Here is a 25626-nt window from a genome sequence, read left to right on the forward strand (position 1 = left end):
AAGTTTTAGTTTCATTTATTGCTTTATTAAAAGATAACATGACAGCGCGAAGAAAAAGCCGAATAAAAAATATTTTTTACATTTCCCACTTATATAAAGGACTAGGCCATTTAAACCTAGTCCCTACATAACTTTAACTTTTCTTTACATGCTTAATGATGCTTCATTCTTATTTCTTTACTATACCCTGTACAACTTATATGTTAGAAACTTCTTCTTTCATTTTATCCCGCATTAACGCCCGATTGGTGCGGGATAATAATCAGTGGGGGATGCCCCCCGCTGATTAAAGTTTCACTTTATATACCCTATCTCTTTTCTCATCATTCTTGATAAAAGTAAGCTTCCCTTCCGTCACAAAACCTTCTAATAGTAAGCATACTTGTCCATATGCTTTTGGCTTATTCGTTGTGAATCTTTCATCTGATATTTTACCAGCTCGTATTAATTGTTCGCATAGCTCCAGTGCACTTATTTCTTCGGCATTCATTAATTCTAATATATCTTTTTGCAATGGTGATAAAGGTTCAGGTATCTCGGCTACCTCTACCTTTTCTTGTTTATTTTCTTTTTCGTCTTCAAATAAATCTTCAAATGAAATTTGATTCATTACATCTTTTCCTTTCTCATAACGAATTTGCTTAACATGAACTGAATCCTATATGTACTAGAACTTTTACATTTAGTTATTGTTATGTAGTCCTTACCTCTTTACATAAATTTTATAACACATGTGCATTATTTTACGTAGTATATTCCCATTATACCAAATATACGTTCTGTCATCTATTGCGGAATTCTTTATTGTTGAACTGAAAGCAATAGTAAACATCCAGTGCACAAATCATGCTAACAAAAAACACTGCTAATCGCATTGTTTGAGCTATCTCCACATGTCTATCAAGCTAAGAAAAACGAACATCCAAAATAAAAAAGCGAGGTTACTATTGTAGTACCTGAAAAGCAGACAGTCTTTAAGACCTAGTTAAGCAAGTATTCTATGTTGCGAATGAAAAAGGATCTGATATGAATATCAGATCCTTTTTCACTGCTTCTTTTATAAATTTAATTTCTTGATACATACATCGTTCCACACGATTACTGGTTCATACGTACTCAAATTATCATACACAGTTTTTACAATACTAGGCGGAAGGTTAACACATCCTCAGATCCACCTTTTCCTGTGGCAGTGCATAATGTTTAATAGAATTAAAGCATATTTTTACTTGCCAGACTTAATTTTTTCGCTATATTCTTCTAAAGTTAACCCTTTTTCTTTTAGATAAACAGCAACTTCTTTTCCTACATAACGATAGTGCCATGGCTCATACTTAATGCCAGTAATATTCTCTTTATCTTTCGGATAGCGGAGAATAAATCCATACTCTGCAGCATTCTTATCTAACCATTTGAATGCATCGGTAGTTTCAAATTTTGCATTTAAATCTTCTACAGTATTCTGCCATTCAACTGAAATAATGTCTAATGCTAATCCAGTATGATGTTCACTTGCGCCAGGATACTGAAGATATTCCAATGCCTTAGCACTAGCCTCTTTATCCGACAAACCTTGAGATTTATAGCTTTTAACTGAAGCATCATAATACGTTTGTTGTAATTTTATAGCTCGATAACCTGATCTTAAATAAAGATTGATTCCCTCTTTTTTTGCAGCTGCTACCATATCCTGATAGGAAGTTGCAATTCTACTATCTATTTTCATATTTGGCTTAGCATTTTGGGTGATACTTGTTAATTCAATTCCTAGTTCCTTTGATAACATATGGTCTCTATTTACAAGAATAATTCTCCAATCATTAGGATCAGAGATAGGTAAAACATCTTTTTTCTTCGCATTTATCTCATTTTTATTTTTATCGTTATTATTAGTAGTTTCCTGAGATGTTTGTTTTCCACTACAAGCAGCAAGGCTCCATCCCAATGCCAATACCAATGCTAAAATTATAAATTTTTTAATTGTATCTCATTCCCTTTTTGTTTATTAGTCTTTATACCAATTTCCCAACACATCTTTAGGAATATCCTTGAAATCCTTCAAAGAAACGGGGCCGACAAATTCTTTAATCCCATGATTTTTAGAATTTTCATCCGAATAATCTTTTAAAAATTGAATTTTAAAATGTTTCTTACCATCAGCATAGTCGGTTACTGTCGGTACAACTGCAGCTTGTCGTATACCAAAAGTTTCATCTTCATACTTGACAAATTGTATATACGATAGTCCTCCAATCAATGTTTCTAATTTTTCTTGAGCAGAAATAAGGTTTCCAAGAGAATAATAGATTAGCGTTTGATGTCCATCTTTATTTTGTTTCCACTCAACTGGTTGAATTACATGTGGATGATTTCCAATTACTACATCTACACCTAAATCTGTTAAATATTGAGCAACTTCTTTTTGTTGGTTTGAAGGTGTAGAGGTATATTCAACTCCCCAATGCACCATAACAATCACCATATCAGAACTACTCTTTGCCTTTTCCACATCATTTTGTATCGCTTTTTTATCAATTAAATTTAATGCCCAAGACTTATCAGCTGGAATTTTAATTCCATTCGTACCATATGTATAATTAAGTAACGCAAAACGAATCCCATTTTTTGTAATCGTTTTTATTTCATTGCGCTCGTTTTGACTCTCATTAATGCCTACCGGGATAACATCCGGATATTTCTTCCAGTATTCTCTTGTATTCGCAACACCTTTAATACCCATATCCATAGCGTGATTTGTCGCTTGAGTCACTATATTGAATCCAGTATCCACTAGAGATTGACCCACTTCTTCAGGTGTATTGAAAGTAGGATATCCCTGTACTTTTAAATTATTTCCTGCAATCGGGGTCTCCTGGTTCACTATAGCAAGATCACTTGATTTAACAGCTTTTTTGATATTTTCATAAATATAGTTATAATCATATGAACCGTCTTTTTGTTTGCCATCTTTAATTACTGCGTCATGGTATAAATTATCACCCGTTGCTAATAAATTCACAACCGATTTTACTTTTTTATCTTCCGTAAAATTAGGAGACTGTTGGATAGGACTTTTATCTACCCAATTCGGTGTTTTTAATGATTTATCTGTATTTGATTGTGCCGGTGGTAATGAAGCTTTAGATGTCTTAACATCTGTATTATCACAAGCGGTTAAAATCACTAAAAAAATAAGACATAATAAAAAAAACTTTTTACTTCTTTGTAAAGTATCTAACATGTGATCCTCTTTTCTGTTTTATTACTTATAACCAGTTCTAACAAATCATTCTTTAAAACAACGTATTTTGGTTTTACCCTTAATTATGGAAGGACACTTTGTTACATCAGCTTCGGAATATACGGATAATCATTTTCCATTCTCTAGCAATCTATCAATTCCATCAGAATTGATAGATTGCTAGAGAAACATGATCCATCAGGATGTCGACTAGATTCTAATCAATCCTCCAGATATTGAGTTTCATATACCTGTTCCAATTGCAGTAACTGATTTAATCTAAACAAGATAGGAGAATAGTTCATATAGCCTCTTCTCTTGCTTTACGTTCGTGAGTGGCTCCAAAAAGAGGGGATCGTTTGCTGTACCCCCTTTAAATATTATGAATCTTTGTAACTAATTTCTTTACGTTAAGCGACAAATATTATACCGATAAAAACAAGTAAGACCCAAGAACTTATTTTACCAATATACAAAAAAAGTAGCAATCTTTTCTACGCCCTATATAAAGAAGCCAATTAGGAGAAATGCAAAAGGAAATGGCATTTTATATGTATCGTACTCTGAATTGCACATAATTTTTAGCAAAAACAATAAATACATAATTCCCCGTTTGTTTTCTATGAATTTCCGCAAAAAAAAATAGAGGTAGTACCGAAATTGGTACCAACCCCTCATCCAATCATTTCAATATAATTTCACGCTTTCTTCAGCGAAAATAGAATATAGATTTTTTCAATTTCATGCGATTCTTCTAATACCCACGAAGTTTGATTTAAAATCTTCTGTAACCCTTCCAATCCAAGATACCTAATTTGCACACCAATAAACTCCGTAAATCCAAGGTATCCCGGATTTACATGCGCTCGGTCGAAAATTAATGAACCCGTGACACGGGCATCCGCTGGGGAATTTTCAAAGAAACGGTTTAAATTCTCAATGATATCTGAATCCGAACCATACTCGAAAAGCCCCCCTTCCGATGAACAGAGCTGAATCCAACCCGAATGTTCCAAGCTCATTGTTAATAATGAATCCGGTTGGCTCCAGTTATAATGAATTGTATTAAGAGTTATATCAAGACCATAGAATCGTTCCCCCTGCTGCTTCAAGACATCCATACACCTTTTTGCGAAATTAGGGCCGTAAGTATCAATATCTAAAATATTAATCTCAATCTTTCGTCCCTTAAGTAATTCCGGGTCTGATTCCTGTATTAAAATCAAAGTATTGGTACTGTCCGTAGCAGCACCACCAGCTATATAAAAAAAACAAAGCCCCCGTTCAGGGAATTGCTTAAGCTGAGACAACAAAATTTCCGATTGGTGTCTGCAAAGATCCCTCAGCCTAATCCGAAGTCCCATAAAAGAAGTTTGCTTCACCGCCCACTTGTCCCGAAAGCCTAATTTTATCCCCTTACTTAAACCAGGGCCTAGTTTGTACAGTAAAGTACGCATACCGCTAAGATAAGAATCATCAACATTCGACATTTTCACAAAGATATTTTGAATAAAGCTAGGCATCTTTTTTAACGATTCAATGCTCCGGGCTGATTTGAGACAATTCAAATGATACGCCTGTTCATCAATACTTTCATTAAAAAGGGGATGAGTGATATCCAGCACCGGCAATTGAATTTCATCCTCAAAAACCGCATAGAGGATTCGCTGATTTTGATTTACTTCCATATTTTGAACTCCACCTCGCTTAAGCGATCAATTTCGAACTAACTAAAATACAAATCTAGTATAATTCTGCTCTTCCAGAAAGATTTAAAGTTGCGGTTGTATTTACTTGCCATTCCGCACCGAACACAAAAAAATGATACGTATTTATAGTATGCTTTTTGATATTACAATTTTCTTCTAGACGACAAAATTGATGGAATACGGATTAACGAGCACTCGGCTAATTCACCTATTTTCCCTGCAAATTTTTAGTTTTAATTTATTATATTCGCTCTCCAATCCATGTCCGGCCAACTAGTTTCTTTTCGTTCTTCCTAGAAAATATCCATTCATTCTATTCAATTCCTCATCTTCCTATTCCTTCATTGGTCAATAAAAAAATAAGCCATCCAACTCACAAAGACTGAATTGGATGGCTCTATACGATAATGAGAATTTGTTATTTGTATTACTTCAATTTCCCCTCAAAAACAATTTTTCTACCACACGGTTCAACTTCTGTTTTCCCGTCTTTCTTTACTTCATGAAAGATTGGCTCTTCCATGCGACGAGATGGTGCGTATCCTTCTTGTTCCATGCGTGCTAAGCACTCTGTAATCGTTTCATTTTCTAGTACTTCAAATTTTTTCTTATTAGGTTGTTTTGTCATGCCCTAACCTACTTTCTATTTTTCTTGATGCGAATTGATTTTTCATGTAAATAATATAAAACATTGCGAGAATACCCATTATAATCATAACTGCAATAAAAAAGCTTGTATACTGTATTTTTTCTATAAATACGCCTCCTAATACAGGACCCATAATACTTCCTAAACTAAAGGCGATTCCAGATAATATATTTCCTGCTGGTAGTAAGTGTCTCGGTAATAAATCTGTCATAAATCCAAGACCTAATGAGAAGCATGATCCAATTACCATACCAGCTAGAAGCATACAGGTAAAGACGATCCAGTAATATTGATCAAATACTGCTGCAAGTAGGAAAATGCCAGTACTTACGCTGAACATCCACGTTAAAACACGATCTCTTCCGTATTTATCACTTAACATACCGAGCGGGATTTGTGTAATAATACCTCCAACTGCGAATGCTGGTAATAAGAAGGAAACTTCCGATACAGACCATCCTTTGCGAAGTGCGTATACTGGCAAATTACTATTTAACATCGCTTCAAGTACACCATATGCAAGTGGACCAATAAGTGCAATCCAAGCTAATCCAACGACTTGTTTATAACGAGAAAAGGATGATTCACTCTCAGTTTTCGCCTCATCTTGTGCTGGAAATGCATTTTTCGTTGGTAGTAGTAAAAGCCAGCCAATTAAACAAAGTATAGTAGATACGATAAATGGTGTTGCAAGACCGTACTGAACAGTACTTGCTAAATACGGACCAACGGCGAAACCAATTCCGAAGAATACACCGTATATCGATACTTGTCTACCTATTTTACTCGGGTCCGATGTTGTCGTAATCCATGTTTGCGTTCCAACATGAAGCATATGATCTCCGACTCCAACTAGAAATCTAAGAACGAACCATACCCAGAATGAAAAGGTTTGTGTAAAAAAGAATAATGAAATAATAACGAGAAACCCACCAATCACGATAATTGGCTTCATTCCAAACTTTTGCATCGGTTTTTCAAGAAACGGTGAAATAAATAATATCCCAATGTATAATGCCGTCGCATGAATACCATTAATACTTGAACTAACCCCTTCTTGTTCAAAAATCATTGCAATGGCAGGTAATAGCATGCCTTGTGATAAACCCGAGATTGCTACAATCCCAACCATAATCCAAAATGTAAAACGCATTGACATCCCTTATCTCTCCCTTTTGTAATTCACCACACTCATTATATATTGTTTACTATCGAATAAGAAAGAACTAGTGGCTGAAATAATTTTGGTTTTCCCACAAAAAAGAAGCTAGATACATTTCATCTAACTTCTTCCTCAACCTACTTACCTTCTAACCAATCCTCAACATGTTTTATAAATACATCTAAACAATCAATAAACGGTGAATGACCGCAATCTTCTAACAATTTTAATTCTGCATTCGGCAAATGTTTCGCTAACTCCTCACCCACTACTTGCGGTACGACATAATCTCTATCACCTTGTATGACGAGTGTCGGAGCTTTAATACGATGAATTTGCTTATTTCCCTCTACAACCCCATTATGTTCATCCGAAATATTAAATGTAATGAGCGCATAATTCACATCTACGAAATTACGTTGCGTTAACATATCATCTAAATACTTTTCATAACGATCCGGTTCAGGTTGATTATGTGTATATATTAATAGATTCCACACTGTACGGTAGTATACTTTATTCATATTTTTTATCGCATCTAGCACTGGTGCAATTTGTACGGGATCTTGCGCGATTTCTTCTTTCGTTTTTAATAGACTTGTTACGATCGGTTGCCCGTTAATATCTTTTTTAAAGATTGGATAGCCCTTCATTCCTACTGATTCTACTAAAATTAACTTTTCGACAAACGTTGGATGATTCGCTGTAAATTCCATCGCAACACCACCACCCATTGACCAGCCCATTAATGAAAATTTCTCTAGTTTTAATTGATTGATAAATAGTTTTACATCTCCTGCAAAGTCTTGTAGTGAATCTATCGACTTATTATAAGTTGATTGTCCAAATCCTCTTAAATCAATTGCGTAAATATGATATTGATCTTGCAGTTTCTCAATAACTAAATCAAAGTGTTGTGACGATGTCATATTCCCATGAATGAGTACGAGTATTTCTTCATTTTGCCTTCCAACTTCTTGATATGCAATCGTTTCTCCATTCGATAATGAAACAAACTCCATTGTTGCAGGCTTAATCATCACAAGTTCCCCCATTCTTTTTAATAGAAAGAAAATTCTTTACTTAATTAAAGAATACCATACAGAATATACGTTCTCAATATAAAATCTATACGAAAATTTAACATAAAACTACATGTCTATTACTAGACAATTATTATGAAAAAGGATATAGTTAGCTAGGTAACTAATTTGAAAGGATCAAAATACATGGACGAAAAACAACATTTTTTTCACATTGTAAGTCAAACTTCTCGTAAATTTACGAAGAAATTCAATGAACGCGTATCTCCAACTGGATTATTTAGTGCGCAATGGGCTGTTATATTCCGCATTAATCAAACTGGATCTTGCACCCAAACAGAGTTATGCCAATATTTAAATGTTGAATCACCAACGATGACTCGTACGTTAACACGCATGGAAACGATGGGCTGGATTATTCGTACTGAAGGAAAAGACCGCCGCGAGAAGCTCATTTCCTTATCGGAAACAGCAATAGAAATGATTCCAGTATGGCAAGAAGAAGTTGATGCCTTTGAAGAAAAGACGCTAGAAGGTATTAAAGCAGAAGACTTACATGAAGCTTTTCAATTGTTACAACAAATTATCAAAAATTTAGATCATTAATATGGAGGGATGACGATGCAAAGTGAAAAACTTTGGACGAAGGATTTCCTCGGAACTTGTTTTAGTAGTCTGTTTCTCTTTTTAACGTTTTACATGCTTATGACTACTCTGCCTGTCTATGTTATAGACGGCCTAAAAGGAAAACCTGAGGAAATTGGTTTAGTTGCAACTGTTTTTCTTATTTCATCTGTTTTATGTAGACCATTCACAGGAAAATGGCTCGATGATTTAGGAAGGAAGAAAATATTATTTATTTCACTTTCACTATTTTTAGCCGCTACTGTTATGTATTTCGGTACGCAAAGTTTATTTTTATTACTTGCCCTTCGCTTCTTACACGGTATTGGATTCGGAATGGCAACGACAGCAACTGGAACAATTGTAACTGATGTAGCACCAGCTCATAGACGCGGCGAAGCACTTGCTTATTACGGCGTATTTATGAGTCTACCGATGGTAATTGGTCCTTTTTTAGGTTTAACAATTATTTCTCATTTTTCATTTACTGTACTATTTATCGTTTGTTCAGTATTTTCATTACTCGCATTTTTATTAGGATTACTAGTCAATATTCCACATGAAAAACCAGTAAACAAACAAAAACGAGAAAAAATGAAATGGAAAGACTTAATTGAACCATCTTCTATTCCGATCGCTCTAACAGGATTTGTTTTAGCCTTTTCTTATAGTGGTATTTTATCCTTTATTCCTATTTATGCAAAAGAGCTCGGTTTAAGCGAAATTGCAAGTTACTTCTTTATTCTATACGCACTTGTTGTTGTAATTTCTCGTCCATTCACAGGAAAAATCTTTGATCGTTTCGGTGAAAATGTACTTATTTATCCAGCTATCATTATTTTCACAATTGGGATGTTCATTTTAAGCCAAGCGCAAACTTCATTTTGGTTCCTTGGCGCAGGTATGCTAATCGGTTTAGGTTACGGAACATTAATTCCAAGTTTCCAAACGATTGCGATTTCTGCAGCTCCAAACCATCGACGTGGTTCTGCGACAGCTACTTACTTCTCGTTCTTCGATAGTGGTATTGGCTTCGGTTCTTTCATTTTAGGAATAGTCGCTGCCAAATCAAGTTATCATAATATGTATTTCATCGCAGCTATTATCGTTGCGTTCACTTTACTTCTATATTATGGATTACACGGACGAAAACAAAAATTCAAAAAGCAACGTACAGACGGACAAATATCCGCGTAACGTTAATAAGGAAAGTAAACTCCTCTGTTTACTTTCCTTATTTTGTGTTTCTTTCAAGACGAGCGTATACTTATGATAGAAACTAAAGGAGGTACATACATGAATGTAAAGAAATCTCCCCTGCTATTATTGCTATTAATATTACTATTCGTAGTTACAGGGCTTGGATTTACTTTTTTTAAAAATAATAAAGCAACTCCAACTAAAGATAATGTCACTAAGGAAAATTGGTTAAGTGATCCATACTTACGTTGGTCGTATACACATATGAAAGAATTTACTTTAATTAATGAAGTAAAAAACAATCCTGACCAAATTGCTCACTTCCCTACCGCGTTACAAAACTTAGACGATTTTGCAATTGAACGTGGATTTGGAAATACGACTCCTTTAAAGAAACTTTTAGATAAAAACAAAACAGATGCTTTTGTCCTTGTACATAATGGACAACTTGTTTATGAACGATATTTCAATGAATATAACGAAAGCGAGCCTCACGGAATGGCATCGTTAGCAAAAGTGTTTACTGGTGCAATCATACAATCTCTCGCTGATGAAAATCGTATTGATGTAAAGAAAACAGCTGATACTTACATAAAAGAATTAAAAAATACACCGTTCGGCAAAGCAACACTTCAGCAATTAATGGACATGCAAGTTTCTGCAGAGTACCCTACTCACGGATATATGCAGCCAGGACTAGAAAATCAAGATGCTCAATTATATTTAGCTAGTAATATTTTACCCCGAGGTAAAAATTACGAGGGGCCAATGAAAATTTATGATATGTTACTAGAAGCAGAAGAAACCGCACCGCCTGGTTCAGCTTTTTCTTACAATAACGGATCAACTGAAACACTCGCTTGGGTTATTCGAACAATCACTGGTAAATCGTTAGCTGAAAATGTAAGCGAACGAATTTGGTCTCAAATTGGTATGGAAGAAAATGCTTATTACGTAACAGATGAAACAGAAGTAGAACAAGCAAGTGCTGGTTTAAATGCAACTGCTAGAGATATGGCGAGATTCGGTCAACTATTATTAAATAACGGGCAATATAATGGAAAGCAAATCATCCCTTCTTCTATAACAGAAAGTGTGAAAAATGTACAAGAAGGTGAACTTGCAATCGGCGATGGCGCTTCTATTTCTTATCATAATCAATGGTGGATTCCGCACAATGAACAAGATGCTTTCGAAGTGTTAGGCAGTTACGGACAAACGCTTTACATCGATCCGAAAGCAAATATGGTAATTGTCCACTTCTCTTCTAACGCTGCGCCTAGTAATGAAATCCATTCGGTTTATTCCAATATGTATATTGATATTGCACATCATTTGGAAAAGCTTCCACAGTAGTGGAAGCTTTTTTATTTACACAAATCCTATTCCAGTTATCACTTGGTTATTAGAAGTTACCAAAAGAATTACTATGTGAGCCACGCCTAAACCCTATTTATCGTGATAATATTTTATAAATTTGAAAACACTAGTGCTTAGGAAAGGAGGGATTGCGAATGTCTGTAAAAAAGCTATTAACTGGATTAATCATTTCACTTGCGATGATTGTAGTTATAGCTACTTTAGGTTCGCTCCGTGTATTTGCCGAATCCGACGCTGTGAGACAGCCTGTTGAGGTTGAATTGAATGATGATTACTTTAATCCGAGTACCATCACTGTTCCGGTTGGGAAAACGACAACGTTGCTATTAAAAAACAAAGGCAATAGAGAACATACCTTTACGGTGAAAAAGCTCGGAATTGACGTAGAAGTCCCGTCAGGAAAAGAAATTACAATTACCGTAAAACCTGAAACTCCCGGTACATATGAACTAATATTTCGGTTCCACTACTTGAAAGGAATGGATGGAAAAGTAATAGCCAAATAACAAGCAGTACCGACCGATCCTTACTTTTTTATAAAGTGAAACTTAAATTCGCGGGGGTGCCCATCCCCCCGCAGATTATTAGCTCTCACTAATCCGTTTTTTACGTGCAGCATAAAATCTTTACGCTGTTGTAGCGTACGAAATTTGTGTTTTGTTGGCGGTACCCCATCGCTATCAAGCTAAGGATTGGGAATCACCTCAAAACGAAAATTTTACCCTTTACAGTTAGTTATAGAATCCGGCTTATTTTTTTCGTTTCGGGGAACTACCAATTTCTTAAGTTGATGGATGTGGGACGCTACTCCAGATAGGCATCATTTTAAAAAAATTAACTGCTCTTATATACTATAAAGAGCAGTTCTTTGTATGTAGTAACACAACTAAATGAGAATTTACGCCTTGAAATATTAGGAAATATATTCTTGGAAATGTTCGATAATAAATTCTTTAAATGTTCTTGCAGCAGGAGATAAATAGTGATTACGTGCTGTAGCTAACGCGATGGTTCGTTCACATGGATAATCAGTAATTTCTAGAAAATGTAGATGGGATTGATCGAATTCATTTACTTTAGGTAATATAGCTATGCCTAATCCAGTGGCTACAAAGCCTAAAATTGTTGCGATTTCTTCTCCCATAAACGTAATTTTTGGATAAACTTGAAGCGTTTCGCACATTTGATCGAATATATAGCGAAGGCCGTATCCTTCCTTAAAACAAATAAATTCTTCATTCTCTAATTCTTTAAATGATATATGTTTTTTCTGAGCGAATGGATGATTTTTTGAAACAGTGAGATACAGCGGTTCTACGTTTAACCTTGTCCATTCAATTTGCTCGTGTAAGATCGGCGGAGAAGTTAAGCATATGTCTGCTAATCCTTCTTTTACTTTTTCTAAAAGGTGAATGTTTGCCCCTTGATACATTTGAAATGTAACGTTTGGATAGAGCTTCTTATAATCCGCGATAATTTCAGGGATTGGACGAGTACCTAATGTATGTAAAAAAGCAATTGAGATTTCTCCGCTTTCAGGAGAAATCGTCTCTTGGATTTCTGCTATTCCAGTATGTAATGCGTTTTGTGCTTGTTTCGCTCGTTTTAGAAACATCTCCCCGTATCTTGTTAAGCGGACGTTTTTCCCTTCTCTAATGAATAAAGGAACACGTAGTTCTTCTTCCAATTTTAAAATTGAACGGCTAAGGGCCGGTTGAGAAATTAGTCGTTCTTTTGCAGCTTTTGTGAAATGTTTGTGCTGTGCTACAGCAACGAAATTTTCAATTTGATGCCATTCCATATATTCATCTCCCTATTATGCATTTTGGTTATCAATATGATGTGAATTATAAATTAGACACATAGATAAAGGAAGCGTAACATAAAGAGTACAGTTTTGATAGAAAAAGGGGAGATTACAATGACTTATATCCAAAAAGGAACAAAGACATATACAAATGCTAGCATAGCATTGTTTCTTGGCGGGTTTGTTACGTTTGCTTCATTATATGCAACGCAACCACTACTACCTATATTAGCAAAAGATTTTGGGATTTCCGCACCAGCAGCGAGCATAACATTATCTATTACAACAGGGATAATGGCTATAATGATGCTCATTGTAGCAACAATTTCAGATGTAATTGGTCGGAAACGGATTATGGTAGTATCGATGTTTTTAACATCTATTATCGGAGTATTGACAGCATTTAGCCCGAGTTTTACTATGCTCGTTTTGTTAAGAGGAGCACTTGGATTATGTATAGCAGGTCTACCGTCTATTGCAATGACTTATATTGGGGAAGAATTTGAGCCAAGCGGACTAGGAAAGGTTATGGGGCTGTACATTTGTGGAAATGCGATAGGAGGCATGACAGGTCGTATTTTTATTGGAATTGTAACAGATATATCATCATGGAGAATTGCATTAGGATTGCTTGGTATTATTACAGTCATTTGTAGTATCCTATTTTGTCGTACATTACCAAATCCTCTGAATTCTAAGAAACAAACGGTTAACTTTCAATCTATGTGGAATGCTTATGCAGTACATTTCAAAAACAAACAATTGGTAGCGACTATTTCTCTAGGATTTACATTAATGGGGAGTTTTGTAACATTGTACAATTATATTGGTTTTTTATTAGAAGAGCCTCCCTATTCGTTAAGTCAAACGTTCATTGGATTTTTATTTATTGTATATCTGATGGGAACATTTAGTTCTGTATTTATGGGCAAGCAAGCAGATCTGCATGGGAGAAGCTTTACACTTATGGTTTCTATTACGATTATGATGATAGGAGCGATAGTAACACTTGTACCTAATCTTATTATAAAAATAATTGGGTTATCTATTTTTACATTTGGTTTTTTTGGAAGTCACTCTATTGCTAGTGCTTCGATTGAAAAATATGCAGAAGTGAATAAAGCGCAGGCGGCAGCATTGTATTTATTATTTTATTATCTAGGTTCAAGTTTTATTGGAGCATTTAGCGGTTATTTTTGGGAGCATTTCCATTGGATTGGAATCATTTCATTGATTGTGATGTTGTTAATTGGAGGACTTTCGCTCGTTTTATTAGCTCAAAAAGAGTATCATATTCAGCATAAATCTTGACGATGTAAATGAAAGTACCTTTTGTTAACATAAAGCCAATGTATTGTGAAAACTATAAAAGCCCCTTTAGAAGATATGAAGAAACTTTCTGATCACTCTAATAATACTAAGTTAAGCTATAATTGTGTTTGAAGGGTTCACCATACATACCCATCAAATTAAGAGTTTTATAACGCCCCAAAACAAAAAAATGTACATTTTCTCCTGGAGGTGTCAATTTTTTCGTTTTGGGGTATTTGCTTTTCTTAGGTTGATAGCAATGTGGCAGTACCCCATGCCCATCAACTTAAGGTTTTGAAATACCTCCAAAGCAAAAATTTTATCCTTCCACAGCTGTCTATAAGAGTTCAGCTCATTTTTTCGTTTTGCGGAACAACAGATTTTTTAACTTGTTAGCAATGGGGTGGTACCCCTAATACCCCAGAAGGAAAAGAAGAGTATAATTCCTTTAACGTACAAGGAGTTCCATATATCATTGTAAAAAATCATGAAAATAACACCCAAAAAATCAATTCTTGGATTCAGCACTTAATCATTAGAAGAGGCTATTTTATAATAATCATCCCCAAAAAAAGAAACGAACAAAAATGTTCGTTTCTTTTTCATAGTGTTTAATGCTCAAGAAAATTTATAACCGCATAAATATATAGAACGACTAGAGCAAAGGCACATATTCCCATAATTATAATCGCTAGTGCGCTTTTCTCTTGTCTAAACCCTATAATTCCAAGAATAAATGCACTCAACATTGTTACCATAAGCATTTTAGAAATGTTGGGAATTGAATATTCACTCAACCAGGTAGAGATACTTACAATTGCGAAAAAAGAGAACACAGTTAGAATAATAGATAATATATTAATATGCTTCCCATACTTCAAGTGCATTTCGCTCCCCCTTTTTCTTTTCATTAGTGAATAATAGGTAGATGATTATTTTTATTTTATTCTAAATTTTCTTGAAAGTATACACCCAAAAGAAGAGGTTGTCCCAAAATTCGCTGAATAGTTATTTTCGGGCAACCTCTTTTCTTTATTTTTTACTTTCCTCTAGTTTAGAGATACTTGCTTCTTTTTCAGGTAACGTATCAACAAAATCCTTTTGAGATTTTAATAGGTCAGATTGTTGTATCCAAGCCTTAAGATCATCTAAAGATTTACGGGCTTCTTTTACATCGCCAGTAATATCATTCATGTTCAACTTATTAAATTTTGCCTCCCCTTCTATATGCATATACTTATATTATTACAATTTCTGTGAAAACTGAAAGAGATACATATGTTATCAATTTGATAAATATTCTGTTGGAGGCATTATGTATCATTTATTATCTTTTTCGGTAGACTGAATATATTCAAAGAAATCCGGTGGTTCTTCCATTGCTTCTTTTTTAAATTTTTCAAGTTCTTCACATTCACGCGGAGACAATTTTTCTAGTAGGAGTACTACCCCATTATGCAAAAGATAAAAATTGGAAGCCAATAGATGAAAAATAATAATTCCTTATTCAACTAACGCATGCATTAGTTGAATAACCTAAGGCTGTTTCGGTAGCCATTTTTTCGTACCAACTGGCATTTTAGTTTTCAATATGTGAAAAGGGATTTCTAAGTGATTAATTGAATATATATTTATTGTTTACTAATTTTCAGGAGGCCCTTTATGGGAGATAAGCTTTACTGTATTGCTGCATATCAAGTTCTTAATGAAGAAAGACTAGGAGCTTCGCACGGTTCTATAATAACTTATAGTGATGCTGTGACAGGATCTCCTGTTAGTGAGTTAGGGTGTTTTTTAATTTATGTATTATAGTAACGTATCCGAAGAGATTGATATAGTGACATATCAACCAACTGAGGTGGTACCACGAAATTGCAACTCTCGTCCGCAAGAATTATTTCTTTTGGGTGAAAGTTTTTTTACTATATAAGTTTCATTCTGTCATAATTTAAAGTTTTCGAGAGGAGAAATGATATGAATCCTATTTTATTAGATGTTCCGTTACAAATAGAAACAGACAGACTCATTCTTCGAGCACCACTTCCAGCTGGTGAAGGGAATGTAGTACATGAAGCTATTAAAGATTCAATTCATGAATTAAAGCAATGGTTGTCTTTATTCCAGTCAATTCCTACTGTTGAAGAAACGGAAATTCTCCTGAGAAATGCGCATATAGATTTTTTGAAAAGAGAAAGCTTTCGCTATCTTATCTATAATAAGGAGACGAATGATTTCGTTGGAACGGCTAGCCTTCACCGAATTAATTGGAAGGTTTCTAAATGTGAAATTGGATACTGGATTAACACACAATTTAGTGGCAGTGGATATATGACAGAAACAGTAAGTGCTTTAACAAACCTTGGATTTCAGTTATTCAAATTTAGAAGGATTGAAATACGATGTGAATCTAATAACACGAAAAGTCGTGCGATCCCTGAAAAACTAGGCTTTGAACTTGAAGGGATATTACGTAATGAAGATTTTGCAGCTGACGGCAAACAACTAACTGATACCTGCATCTATGCAAAGGTAAATTAGATTGAAATTTTAATACTCAATTGAGTCTGTTTACATAGTTTATTCCCCTTCTAATCCATTATTGTGATTTGTTCAAAACCATAGTACACCTATATGTTTAAAATGCAATGTACTGAAATGATATATTCTATTAAAACAATAAATTTTACTTCTCATAGTAATAATATCAGGATTATAGATGTTACAATCATTTTATAAATAACTTCATGAAGTTATAAAATTAGGACCGTACATATTAGACATATCTAAAATGTACGGTCCTTTTACAATTTGAATTTCTTTTTAAGCTTCTTATATTTTCTATATGAACGTCTAACAATGTTTAACATGAAATACGGTATTTTAACAGGGAAAGGTAATTTATAAATGAAAGGCAAATAAAATGTAAAATATGCCTTTTCTAGGTCTCTCCACTTACTATCTTCTTTTGTTTTTAAGAAATCAGATACATCGACTACATATCCCCTTCCGTTTTCCATCATCACATTTTTCCCGTGAACATCACAAGGAGTTAATCCTTGCTCCCTTGCATACTCTATAGCTTCATTGATATCAAGGATTACCTGCTTAGGAATTTTAATCCCCTTATGAATAGCATCGTATAAGGTAATTTCTTTTAAACGTTTCAATACTATGAAATTTTCTCCTTTATATATAAGCTTCGAATAAGAAGGATGATTTCCGATTCTTCGGTATACTTCTGACTCTTTTTCAATTCCTTCTCCTTCTCGCGCGTAAACTTTCACTACCCAATCTTTGTATTCTTTGTGCATAAATACTGCGGCATAATTACCTGTCCCTAAACACTTCCAAAGTCTAGGAATATCTTTAACTACTACAGGCTCGAATTCCTCCTCACTTCTTATGCTTACCTCTTTTAATAATTCGTCCTTTATCAATCCCACAAAACTATTTATACTCATCATTCCCACTCCGGTTTTGCTAAAAGGTGTACTACCCCATACCCATCAAGTTAAAAAGTACATTCTTCCCTAATACGAAAAAAATGAGCAGACTTCACTAAGTAACTAACTTTAGAGAAATAAAATTTTCATTTAGGGGGGTACTTCAAAACCTTAAAATGGATATTCTACGCAAATATATACTATTAATAAGTTATGTTAACTTCACATGATTATATTATAAAAAAATTCTGTAAATACCGTTACAAAAAGTGTACAAGCTACATTTATTAATAATATACAACTTACACAAGTTGTTCAATGAAGAATATTTCGCAGATAAAATTGACTGTTTTAAACTAGAAACTCCAAACCATTTACTCCCATATACTCAAGGAGTTAACGAATGGATTGGTTTATTTTTTGTCGGAGGAAATAGATTAGCAGATGGAGAAAGCACATCACCTCGTTGTCCAAATGATCCTAAAGGTCATAGTAACGAAGAAAATGATCTAATGCTTCCTATAGTACCAGCAATTCTTAATCCTATTCTCACACAAAAAGAGGTAGAAAAAGCTCTGCACAGTCCTAAAGCTTTTTATTTTCAAGATTAATATAAAAAAAGAGGACAAGAACATTCTTACATCAAAATTCCCTCCCATTTCTCTACTTATCAAGTAACATTAATAAATGAGGTACCGTCACATTCTCATAAAGCTAAGGCTTCACACCATTCATTAAGCAAAAAAAAGACCGTATTATTACGGTCTTTTTTTATCCCCCTTACACAGAAACTATGACTGTGTAACTTTATTAGAAACAAGTAGTTTTTCAATACATATAGGTAACATATCTAATAACGTTTCAAATGCGTAATTTACGTCCAGACGCTCCGTCCATTGATGTGCATCTTTTCCTACCGGTCCCATATTTAATACTGGAACGTCAAATTCTTCTAATTCCTGCAGTGGAATTGAATATCCTTTATCCCATAATGGCATATTGTCTACAAGAGAACTCATTGAATCCAATGGGTTCTGTAAGCCCACATAGCTCAAATCTGAAATTCCCCCGAAATAATTTTGATTTTCAAATGAAATGCTATGATTATAGTGGGCATACTTTTCCATTTCTACAACTGCCTCTTTAATTAAAGGATTGTTGCGTGAACTCACAGCTGGATAGTATGGCGGAGCAAAGAAAAGTACAATCATTGGAGCCTTTTCTTTACATAAGATAGCTAATTTGTCTACTAAATCAATAGTTACCGCACGATCATCTTTATCTTCTCTATTTTTTATAATATCGGATTGAATTTCATCTATTTTTTCTTGTCCATATTGTTCAATTGCATACGCGATAAGCTCTTCATACGTTAATACATTTACTTTGAGATTCGGCGGTATGAACGGATTATACTTAGAAAAATGATACGCGCGCTCCTCATACGATTCTTCGATTTTCTCTGCTACTTTCGTTACTTTTTGACGTAACAATGAAACTACATCTGTCATCGTTTTTTCTAGTAAAAACAAATTAAATAATGTGACAGCACGATGAGGAATTTGTACAGAATAATCCTCCTTTAAGTCTCTTTGAAGCAAGTTAGTTGGTGGAGGGCTCGCTTCCCCTTCTACAATATCACAAAGGTCCGTATTCAACTCTAATTCTGCTGTTAATAATGCAGCCATATAACTCCCATTTAACCCTGCAAAAGGTTCGCCTACATGTGTCTCTTTTCCATAGCAAAGGAAACCAGGTAACACTTTGCCAATAGAACCAGTATAAATATACTTATTTTGGTCACCAGGATGTCTTGAAAACATAGGCTCTGAATTTAAGACCGTTTTATAATCTAAGTCGTGTTCTTTTGCTAAATCTAATAACCTCGGAACAGCAGCCCTCATCCCTACAGAGTTCACTTCTTCATCTGGAACAGCCAATAAAAGAACATTCCCATCAAATCTTCCTTCACAAGCTTGTTCAACCATCGCCATTTGTAAAGCTAGACCACATTTCATATCCATTGTTCCTCTACCAAAGAGCCAATCTCCTTGTTCAATATCTTCACGTACATGATCTGGTAGCTCATCTTTATGAGAATAAAACATAGATGTTAACTTTTTAGGGTTAAATGCATCTTCTTTCCACACTCCGTAATCTTGTACATCTACAACATCAAAGTGACTAACAAGAATTACAGTATTTTTCGTACTATCACTTTTCTTTACTAGGGCTGTAACAAAATATCGTCCATCCCCCGTCGGATTTTTTTGCAAATGATGCGGATTTTGTTTGAAATACTGTAAGTCAGATAATTGTTCTACAACAAAGTCTGGCAATATAACTTCAGCTTCTGAACCTGTAATACTAGGAATTTCAACAAGATTGCTTAATAATTGCACCAATTGTTCTTTAGATTGCCACTTTGACATATAAATCCCCCTATTTTTCCGCATTATGAAAATCAATTCCAATATATGAATAAAAAATGACGACAGTTATCAAAATTATACTTCTGATGTTCTGCCGATTTTTATTGATATTTCATGAGCCGCTTGTTTTACCTTACTAATAAGAAAAGATAGTCGATCATCATTAATGCGATGACTAATCAATCCGATACTTAATGCTCCTACTACTTTATGATTAAACCCTATAATAGGTGCAGCTACTGAAGCTGTCCCTTCTGTTTTTTCACCATAACTCACAGCATACCCTTCGTTTCTTATCTGCTTTATTTGATCGGAAAGGATTTGCTTTTGTTCTGGTAAAGAAGAAAGTAATTGTTCTACAATGTGTTCCATTTCATTCGTGTTCATATTAGCAAGCATCGTTTTATTTGCTGCACCAATCGAAAGTGGAATCTGTTCCCCTAAGTTATCGATAACTCGAATTTTTAAAGGGCTATCAATTCTTTCAATGATAATAGAATGTGTTCCATTTGGAATGTTCAAATAAACACTTTCTTCAACTTCAGAGGCCAAACGCTTCATCACTTCTCTTGCAACAGATCTATAGTCTACCTTCTCCAATTGACGTAATCCTATTTCCATCCACATTGGTCCAATCTTGTACTGTTTTGTTTCTGAAATTTGCGTAACTAATCCATGCTCCATTAGAGAGTTCAGTAACCTATGTACTGTACTAACCGGGAGATGTGTTCTATCAGCTATATCAGAAATAGCCCAATACTCTTTTTCATTTGTAGAATTTAACAACTTAATAATACCTATCGCTCGATCAATGGACTGTACCATAACTCGCCTCAACTTTACTTGTAGTATGTTTAGCCTAATTAACTATCAATTTAACAAAAATTCAAACTGAAATCAATTAATTTATTTAATTTTCAAAATAAACAAAAGATACGCTATCAACATTTTGAAAACGCAAACAAAAAAATATTGACTTTTTCTCTTAATTATCTGAAAATTATAACAGGATTTCACATCACGGAATGCATTCCATAATACGGAAAAACATCAATTTTCATACTACCAATTTTGAAAGTGAGGAAAACAATGACGCAAGTAAACAATTCAAACAATGAATTAAAGCGCACGATGAAAAGTAGACATTTATTCATGATTGCACTCGGTGGTGTGATTGGAACGGGGTTATTTAACGGATCTGGTTTTATTATAAGTCAAGCTGGACCTGGTGGATCCGTACTTGCCTTTATGGCCGGTGGATTATTAATGTATCTTGTTATGTTATGTCTTGGTGAGCTTGCTGTAGCAATGCCTGTTTCAGGATCTTTCCAGGAATATGCTACCAAATTCATTAACCCTGCCACTGGGTTTACAATCGGCTGGTTGTATTGGTTAAGCTGGGCGAATACGACCGGTCTTGAATTTACAACTGCTGGTATTACAATGCAGCGCTGGTTTCCTGATATTCCTGTCTGGGTTTGGTGTTTAATATTTGGTGTTACAATATTCACTATTAACGCATTATCTGCTCGTAGTTATGCAGAAACAGAATTTTGGTTTTCAAGTATAAAAGTATCTGCCATTATTGCTTTCATTATTCTTGGCGGCGCCGCTATGTTCGGCTTTATTGATTTAAAAGGAAACGAACCCGCTCCACTTCTTTCAAATTTTGTAAATCATGGTGGTTTATTCCCAAATGGACTTACCGCTATTCTTTTAACAATGGTTACAGTCAACTATTCCTTCCAAGGTACAGAACTTGTTGGAATCGCAGCAGGTGAAAGTGAAGATCCAGCAAAGACTTTACCTCGTTCTATTAGAAATATAATATGGCGCACAATGTTTTTCTTCGTCTTAGCAATCTTTGTTCTTGTAGCTTTAATTCCTTGGGAAGAGGCAGGATTAACTAAGAGTCCGTTTGTTGCTGTTTTTGATAATATAGGTATTCCTTATGCAGCTGATATTATGAACTTTGTTATTCTTACTGCTGTTCTTTCTGTCGCAAACTCAGGGCTGTACGCTGCAACACGAATGCTTTGGTCATTATCAAAAAATGATATGGCTCCAGCCTTTTTAAAGAAATTATCATCACGAGGGATACCTCTAAACGCTTTAATCTTAACGATAGCTATTTCTGCTTTTTCTCTTTTGACAAGCGTTGTAGCTGCTGAAACAGTTTACTTATGGCTGATTTCAATTTCTGGAGTCATTACAATTATTGTTTGGATGTCAATTTGTGTTTCTCAATTCTTTTTCCGTAAACATTATTTAGCCGAAGGTGGAAAATTAGAAGACTTAAAATTTAAAACTCCACTTTATCCTCTTGTACCAATTCTTGGTTTTGGATTGTATGGCATTATATTAATAAGTCTTATCTTTATCCCGAATCAAAGACTAGGAATCTATTGCACTGTACCATTTATCATCTTTTGCTACACCTACTATCACTTAAAGGTAAAGAAAAGAATTGCTACTAACACTCATACAGATACTAAAATTAGCGAAACTTCTTAATACTGTAATTTAAAAGACCGCACATTGCTTTTATTTTGTGATAAGAGCCATAATTTTGCCGTTTGGCAAGCTTATGGTTCTTTTTATTTGCGGCAAACATATGCTTCCAGGATTTGAAGAATATTTTTAATATCGCTTTTAAATAAAGTCACGCTGTTTATAAAAAAGACGCGATGTTTTGTCTCTTTGGATCTGTTTATCTAAAGAGATGTTTTTATAGTGAAAAGAAGATCTGAACTGAAAGACGAATTAAGGAACTGCTAAGTAGCAATAAAGTTACTCCACTAAAGGGCCAGATTGTTGAGGAACCTTTTCAGGCAATTGGATTATTCAAGTTTGAATAGATCATTGAGATTGCGAAGGTTTTCACTTAAACTGACGGGGCAGTAATACTCAATTGAAAATAATGGTAAAGTTAGTGAAAAGAAGAAGGATTGAAAATCGTATAGATTCATTCATTGTAATACATTTTAAGTTTTTGTGTGGCGAGGTATTTGAGAAGTAAGAATGATTTCATCAAAAAAACCATTGGAGCTCCAACCCGTTTTTATATGACTATTTTTTCAGACCCAATTTAACATCATAACAAATTATAAATAAACAGTCTATACTTTTGGTTAGATTTTTTATATAGTTTGATTGACAGCAAAACCTAAAAAAGGGGTGTTATTCATTGAGAATCACTTGTCACCTTGATCAATCTGATTTACAGGAGTATATGCAAAAAGTCTTTGGTACCAGTTATTTGGTTTCTAGTGTAACGAAAATGCATGGCGGTGCACAAAAGGTAGTCTATAAGATTGACTGCAGCAATGGATTTTCCTGCGTTCTGTATGTTTGGGATCTTACCATGAATTATTTTCAAGAAGAAATAGCAAACGGAGATATACATGAGCACTCCTATAGTAGTGATTTATTTGAATTAAATAACAAGTATTTAATCCAACAAGGAATTCAAACTCCCCTTCTATATGATCTGAATAAGGAAAGAAACCGTTATCCTTATGATTATGCTCTCGTTGAATATGTAAATGGACAAAAGGCAGAAGTTTATTTTCAACATTCCGATTCATATGTTAAAGATAAAGTGTTTCAGCGGATAGGAGATATGCTGGCAGACATGCATGCTAACGAGAGACTTACTCATGGGAAAGCGAATCAAAGTAGGATCAACACGGAAAAATGTCATCACTTGCAAATGAAGAATGCAAAAAGAGATTTAGATTACGCATGCCAACATATTGACAGCATCAGGGCTAGTCATAGCATTCTACTCGATACATTGTACGAGCTTGAATCAAAAATTGAACCAAGAAGTCTTTATGGATTTATACATGGGTAACTCGGCCCTGATCATGTATTAATTAATGACAAACTAGAACCTTATTTGATTGATATCGAAGGAGCCGAGTTCTTTGATATTGAGCATGAGCACAGTTTTTTGCAGTTTCGATTTGGGGATTATTATCGATATTTAAAGAATGGTACTCTCGATCCCAACAGGATGTTATTCTATCGATTCCATCATCATATATCCTTAACTTCAGGCGGGTTGAGATTGCTTCACAGAGGATTTCCAAATCAACAATTTGCAAAAGATCTAATCGATCACCATTCCCGTTGTGCACTGCATTTTATTGAAGGTTGAACTTATGTCATTAAAAACTAAAAGACAGACAGGAGTTAAATACAATGATAAAAGGTTTCGGAGGAATATTTTGGAGAACTAACAATCTTGATGTTATAAAAAAATGGTACAGTGAAGTGTTGAAGATTGAAATAGAAAATTGGAATGGGACTGTGATTAAACCTGAATTAGGAACTGAGACTATCTTTTCTTTCTTTACCGAGAATGACAGTTATTTTCCAACAGAACAACAAGTGATGTTAAATTTCCAAGTACATAATCTAAACGAGACTATTCAGCATCTTGAACATATTGGTGTACCTCTTGAAAAGAAAGAAGAGATTAGTGAATTTGGAAAGTTTATTTGGATTAAAGATCCTGAAGGTCGATTGATCGAACTTTGGGAGAAATAGTGGATTTTAATCCTTTACTATTAAGCTAACAGATGCTTTAGTTCAATAAGGTAAATAAAAAAAGTGCATCTCCGTTTATTAGACACATTCTAACAATCGGAGGTGCACTTTTTTATGTATTAACACTTCTTAGTGTTGTAAATCCGTATTTTCCTGATTCTCCCCCTTGTAGAGATTGATTACCAAAATGATTATATTCATTGAATCGTGCTTATTTACTCTAAAAGCTAGAATTAGAACCGATAATGACAGTAGCATCCAGTTCCTTGTTTCTAGCGACTTTTGTGCTAAGCCCAGCAGCAGCAAAGATTTCAAAGGCCTGAGGTGCCTGAACTTCGCTCGTCTCTATTAAAAGATGTCCATCCAAAGCTAACCAGAGTAAAGCTTCTTCTGCGACTCTTCGTAGAATGTTAAGGCCATCGTCCCCTCCGTCAAGCGTTACATTTGGTTCATATAGGCGTGCCTCCCGGGGGAGAAACTTTATTATTTCGGTAGGAACGTAAGGTACGTTCGCAACTAGGATATTTACATGGCCCTTAAGTGAGTCTGGTAGAGCTTTATACAAGTCACCTTCAAAAGCATGACCGCCAAAATTCGTTACATTACGGCTAGCGCATTGTACTGCGATAGGATCAATGTCAACAGAATACAATTCAACTCGTCCCAAAGCTGATGCCAGTGCGGCACCCACAGCACCTGATCCACAACATAGATCAACAATGATATCGCTAGAACGCAACAGGACCTCTGTTTGATGAACAAGGAACTCGGTACGTTTACGTGGTACAAAAACACCTCGATCCACTTCTATTCGTAGACCACAAAACTCCGTGTATCCAACAACGTATTCCAGAGGTAGACCGTTGACTCGCATTTCTACCATTTTCATAAGGTCCTCTGGAGTTAGTGCCTCTGACATAAGTAACCGGGTCTCATCTTCTGCGAAAACACAACCAGCGCTCCGAAGCTTGCTAATTATACATTTTTCCATTTTCATATCCAAAAAGAAATTTGTTTTATTCTCTATATTATTTCACCACTTTTGATAAAGTTTGTTTGTAATTCAAAATT

Annotated in this window: 24 protein-coding genes and 1 pseudogene; 11 read left to right on the top strand and 14 right to left on the bottom strand. The window is 34.7% G+C overall.

Going from position 1 to position 25626, the window contains the following annotated elements; genetic code table 11:
- Positions 1–286: 286 nt before the first annotated feature.
- From ACP6L7_RS12750 to phaZ, 7 genes are all read right to left on the bottom strand, one after another.
- Positions 287–610, bottom strand: coding sequence for a DUF3895 domain-containing protein (locus ACP6L7_RS12750; protein ID WP_097830330.1), 324 nt, complete (start codon positions 608–610; stop codon positions 287–289).
- Positions 611–1225: 615 nt separating this feature from the next.
- Positions 1226–1957 (bottom strand): M15 family metallopeptidase, encoded by a 732-nt coding sequence (locus tag ACP6L7_RS12755; protein WP_097830331.1) that lies wholly within the window; start codon positions 1955–1957, stop codon positions 1226–1228.
- A gap of 48 nt (positions 1958–2005) precedes the next feature.
- Positions 2006–3241: a CapA family protein gene (locus ACP6L7_RS12760; RefSeq protein WP_097830332.1), complete on the bottom strand. Its 1236-nt coding sequence runs from the start codon at positions 3239–3241 to the stop codon at positions 2006–2008.
- 698 nt (positions 3242–3939) lie between these two features.
- Positions 3940–4929: a hypothetical protein gene (locus ACP6L7_RS12765; protein ID WP_097830333.1), complete on the bottom strand. Its 990-nt coding sequence runs from the start codon at positions 4927–4929 to the stop codon at positions 3940–3942.
- Positions 4930–5377: 448 nt separating this feature from the next.
- Positions 5378–5578 carry an NETI motif-containing protein gene (locus tag ACP6L7_RS12770; RefSeq protein ID WP_097830334.1) on the bottom strand — a complete coding sequence of 67 codons (201 nt, stop codon included), beginning with the start codon at positions 5576–5578 and terminating at the stop codon, positions 5378–5380.
- Positions 5562–6758 carry an MFS transporter gene (locus tag ACP6L7_RS12775; protein ID WP_097830335.1) on the bottom strand — a complete coding sequence of 399 codons (1197 nt, stop codon included), beginning with the start codon at positions 6756–6758 and terminating at the stop codon, positions 5562–5564. The genes ACP6L7_RS12770 and ACP6L7_RS12775 overlap by 17 nt, the downstream gene beginning before the upstream one ends.
- Before the next feature lie 140 nt (positions 6759–6898).
- A complete protein-coding gene (phaZ, locus tag ACP6L7_RS12780) occupies positions 6899–7816 on the bottom strand; it encodes an intracellular short-chain-length polyhydroxyalkanoate depolymerase (RefSeq protein WP_141533426.1) in 918 nt (305 codons plus the stop codon).
- Positions 7817–7990: 174 nt separating this feature from the next.
- Here phaZ and ACP6L7_RS12785 point away from each other — a divergent pair, with 174 nt between their 5' ends.
- From ACP6L7_RS12785 to ACP6L7_RS12800, 4 genes are all read left to right on the top strand, one after another.
- Entirely contained in the window at positions 7991–8410 is a 420-nt protein-coding gene (locus ACP6L7_RS12785; RefSeq protein ID WP_141533425.1) for a MarR family winged helix-turn-helix transcriptional regulator, read from the top strand.
- A 15-nt stretch (positions 8411–8425) separates the two neighbouring features.
- Positions 8426–9625 (top strand): MFS transporter, encoded by a 1200-nt coding sequence (locus tag ACP6L7_RS12790; protein ID WP_097830338.1) that lies wholly within the window; start codon positions 8426–8428, stop codon positions 9623–9625.
- Between the two features lie 99 nt (positions 9626–9724).
- Positions 9725–10984 carry a serine hydrolase domain-containing protein gene (locus ACP6L7_RS12795; protein ID WP_097830339.1) on the top strand — a complete coding sequence of 420 codons (1260 nt, stop codon included), beginning with the start codon at positions 9725–9727 and terminating at the stop codon, positions 10982–10984.
- 158 nt (positions 10985–11142) lie between these two features.
- Positions 11143–11514 (top strand): cupredoxin domain-containing protein, encoded by a 372-nt coding sequence (locus ACP6L7_RS12800; RefSeq protein ID WP_430529279.1) that lies wholly within the window; start codon positions 11143–11145, stop codon positions 11512–11514.
- A 407-nt stretch (positions 11515–11921) separates the two neighbouring features.
- Here ACP6L7_RS12800 and ACP6L7_RS12805 read toward each other — a convergent pair whose 3' ends face one another.
- Positions 11922–12809 carry a LysR family transcriptional regulator gene (locus tag ACP6L7_RS12805; RefSeq protein WP_097830341.1) on the bottom strand — a complete coding sequence of 296 codons (888 nt, stop codon included), beginning with the start codon at positions 12807–12809 and terminating at the stop codon, positions 11922–11924.
- Positions 12810–12929: 120 nt separating this feature from the next.
- On the opposite strand from ACP6L7_RS12805, the gene ACP6L7_RS12810 reads away from it, so the two are divergent.
- Positions 12930–14126: an MFS transporter gene (locus ACP6L7_RS12810; protein ID WP_097830342.1), complete on the top strand. Its 1197-nt coding sequence runs from the start codon at positions 12930–12932 to the stop codon at positions 14124–14126.
- A gap of 611 nt (positions 14127–14737) precedes the next feature.
- Here ACP6L7_RS12810 and ACP6L7_RS12815 read toward each other — a convergent pair.
- Both ACP6L7_RS12815 and ACP6L7_RS12820 read right to left on the bottom strand, forming a co-directional pair.
- On the bottom strand, positions 14738–15013 hold the full coding sequence (locus ACP6L7_RS12815) for a hypothetical protein (protein ID WP_097833156.1): 276 nt from the start codon (positions 15011–15013) through the stop codon (positions 14738–14740).
- Positions 15014–15158: 145 nt separating this feature from the next.
- Positions 15159–15359, bottom strand: coding sequence for a hypothetical protein (locus tag ACP6L7_RS12820; protein WP_306475231.1), 201 nt, complete (start codon positions 15357–15359; stop codon positions 15159–15161).
- A gap of 429 nt (positions 15360–15788) precedes the next feature.
- On the opposite strand from ACP6L7_RS12820, the gene ACP6L7_RS12825 reads away from it, so the two are divergent.
- Together ACP6L7_RS12825 and ACP6L7_RS12830 are read left to right on the top strand one after the other, a co-directional pair.
- Entirely contained in the window at positions 15789–15938 is a 150-nt protein-coding gene (locus ACP6L7_RS12825; protein WP_170961028.1) for a hypothetical protein, read from the top strand.
- A gap of 162 nt (positions 15939–16100) precedes the next feature.
- Entirely contained in the window at positions 16101–16664 is a 564-nt protein-coding gene (locus ACP6L7_RS12830; RefSeq protein WP_097833157.1) for a GNAT family N-acetyltransferase, read from the top strand.
- Between the two features lie 263 nt (positions 16665–16927).
- Here the strand turns inward: ACP6L7_RS12830 and ACP6L7_RS12835 are convergent, their stop codons facing one another.
- Positions 16928–17587, bottom strand: coding sequence for a protein kinase family protein (locus tag ACP6L7_RS12835; protein ID WP_097833158.1), 660 nt, complete (start codon positions 17585–17587; stop codon positions 16928–16930).
- A 293-nt stretch (positions 17588–17880) separates the two neighbouring features.
- On the opposite strand from ACP6L7_RS12835, the gene ACP6L7_RS12840 reads away from it, so the two are divergent.
- The gene (locus ACP6L7_RS12840) at positions 17881–18180 is read left to right on the top strand and encodes a hypothetical protein (protein WP_240523206.1); all 300 of its coding nucleotides are present in this window, start codon (positions 17881–17883) and stop codon (positions 18178–18180) included.
- Positions 18181–18360: 180 nt separating this feature from the next.
- Here ACP6L7_RS12840 and ACP6L7_RS12845 read toward each other — a convergent pair whose 3' ends face one another.
- Both ACP6L7_RS12845 and ACP6L7_RS12850 read right to left on the bottom strand, forming a co-directional pair.
- On the bottom strand, positions 18361–20001 hold the full coding sequence (locus tag ACP6L7_RS12845; RefSeq protein WP_097833159.1) for a M20/M25/M40 family metallo-hydrolase: 1641 nt from the start codon (positions 19999–20001) through the stop codon (positions 18361–18363).
- A gap of 75 nt (positions 20002–20076) precedes the next feature.
- On the bottom strand, positions 20077–20826 hold the full coding sequence (locus ACP6L7_RS12850) for an IclR family transcriptional regulator (protein ID WP_097833160.1): 750 nt from the start codon (positions 20824–20826) through the stop codon (positions 20077–20079).
- Positions 20827–21090: 264 nt separating this feature from the next.
- Here ACP6L7_RS12850 and ACP6L7_RS12855 point away from each other — a divergent pair, with 264 nt between their 5' ends.
- The 3 genes and pseudogenes from ACP6L7_RS12855 (at position 21091) to ACP6L7_RS12865 (ending at position 24555) form a co-directional block, all read left to right on the top strand.
- A complete protein-coding gene (locus ACP6L7_RS12855; RefSeq protein WP_097833161.1) occupies positions 21091–22515 on the top strand; it encodes an amino acid permease in 1425 nt (474 codons plus the stop codon).
- A 718-nt stretch (positions 22516–23233) separates the two neighbouring features.
- Positions 23234–24163 (top strand): annotated as a pseudogene (locus ACP6L7_RS12860) (phosphotransferase).
- A gap of 44 nt (positions 24164–24207) precedes the next feature.
- Complete coding sequence (locus tag ACP6L7_RS12865) at positions 24208–24555, top strand: VOC family protein (protein WP_097833162.1); 348 nt, start codon at positions 24208–24210, stop codon at positions 24553–24555.
- Positions 24556–24775: 220 nt separating this feature from the next.
- Here ACP6L7_RS12865 and ACP6L7_RS12870 read toward each other — a convergent pair whose 3' ends face one another.
- Entirely contained in the window at positions 24776–25546 is a 771-nt protein-coding gene (locus tag ACP6L7_RS12870) for a putative protein N(5)-glutamine methyltransferase (protein ID WP_097833240.1), read from the bottom strand.
- Positions 25547–25626: the final 80 nt, after the last annotated feature.

This window comes from Bacillus silvicola, from assembly GCF_050524305.1.
GTDB classification, from domain to species: Bacteria; Bacillota; Bacilli; order Bacillales; family Bacillaceae_G; genus Bacillus_A; species Bacillus_A cereus_AT.